Origin of the sequence: Halalkalibaculum sp. DA3122, assembly GCF_043951865.1 — a bacterium.
Taxonomy (GTDB): Bacteria; Bacteroidota; Rhodothermia; order Balneolales; family Balneolaceae; genus JAMQKA01.
The window spans coordinates 1-1,579 of the sequence record NZ_JBINJF010000087.1 but is presented as its reverse complement, the minus strand read 5'-3'; the positions used below and the strand labels follow the sequence as shown (position 1 = coordinate 1,579).

General features: G+C 66.0%; 1 protein-coding gene. It reads right to left on the bottom strand.

The window, feature by feature from the left end:
• The coding region (locus ACG2F4_RS19280; RefSeq protein ID WP_395262575.1) for a hypothetical protein at nt 1–1,579 on the bottom strand (1,579 nt) is incomplete at both ends.

Here is a 1,579-nt window from a genome sequence, read left to right as displayed (position 1 = left end):
CTCCCGTTGAGGTCCTGTTCGGTGATGGTGATCGGGATGCTTTGGAGGGTCAGCTCGGGCACCTGCGGGTTGGTCACCTCCAGCCGGTAGGTGCCGGTCCCCCACTGGCGCGCATCCAGCACGTTCCCGGAGGGGCCCGACAGCCCGGAGCCGTTCCGGTACCACCGGTAGACGTTGTCGGGGTGGGTCACCACCCCGCTGAAATCGATCCGGGGGCCAGACTGGTTGGCCTCGCTGCCGAACGGCTTCTGGTTCCCGTAGCGAAACGAGACCTCCGCCTCCTGGCGGTACCACTCAAACAGGGTCTTCCCCTCGTCGCTGACCACCAGCATGTCGGCAAACACGTAGCGGTTGCCATTGAAATGGGCCCGCGTGAAAAACCGCAGCGGGTGCACCCGCTGGCCGGCCGAGTTGGTCAGGTTCTGCTTGTTGGTCCAGTCCAGCTCCGGCCACGGTCCCTCCAGCTCGTTGTCGGACCAGCGCAGGTTCCGGATCCGCACCAGGTGCCGCAGCTCCCGCGGGCCCGGCCCCGACAGGTTGTTCCAGCTGAAATCGGTCACAATAATCTGCCGGGGAAACTGGCTGACCGGCAACGTCCCGGCAATCCCGCTGGAGGGGGCGTTCAGGGTCCGCAGACTCCGGGGAGCCTGCTCCGGCAGCTGTGCGTCCCGAAACTTGGTAAAACTGACCACAAACGAGTTGATCTGCGGCCAGGTCCCGTCCAGCCCGTAGGCGGGAAATCCGCTGGTAAAGTTGGTGCTGCGGATCACAAACGTCTGCATGCCGGTGGCCCCCGACAAGTCCGGGAACCGCCCGGTAAAATTGTTTTCGCTGATCCGCAGGCTCTTCAGGCTGGTGAGGTTCCCAAACTCGGCCGGCAGCTCCCCGCCCCACGCATCCTCGGTGGCCGCCCCCGGGCTGCTGTTGAGGGCCAGGTGCTCCAGCTGCCTCAGCCGGCCGATCGCGGGGGGAATCTGCTGGTTGTTGCCCCCCAGTCGGTGGTTGTTGCCCAGCCACAGCCCCCTCAGGGCGGTGGAGCTGAACACCGCCGGGTCCACCCGGCTGATATCGCTCCAGGTCAGGGCAAACCACTGCAGGTTCGGCAGGTCAAAACTGGCGGGAATCTGACCGGTAAACTTGTTGCCGGCCCCCTGGTCGGTCTTGCCGGTATGGATGTCGCCCCCGCCGGTGCGCGTCTGCTCGTGCAGGTCCGAGTGCTTCGGCATCACGTTGCTGGAGAAGTTCAGATACAGGTACTCCAGCGAGCGGGGACCGCTGAACAGGGCCTCCGGCAGCGGGCCCGAGATCCGGTTGTACAGCACGTTCAGGTACCGCAGCCGCTTCAGGTTCCCCAGACTGGCCGGCAGCCCCTCGGTCCCCCGCAGGTTGTTGTCGGCCAGGTCCACCCGGACCACCCGCCCCTCGGCGTCCACCTGCACCCCGTACCAGCTGTCGCTGACCGGACCGTCCAGCCATCCCCTGTTGTTGTCCCAGCCCGGACCGCCCGTCGCCTGGTACAGATCCACCAGCGCCTGGCGATCCCCCGATACACTGTCCAACGTCTGGGCAGACAGCAACA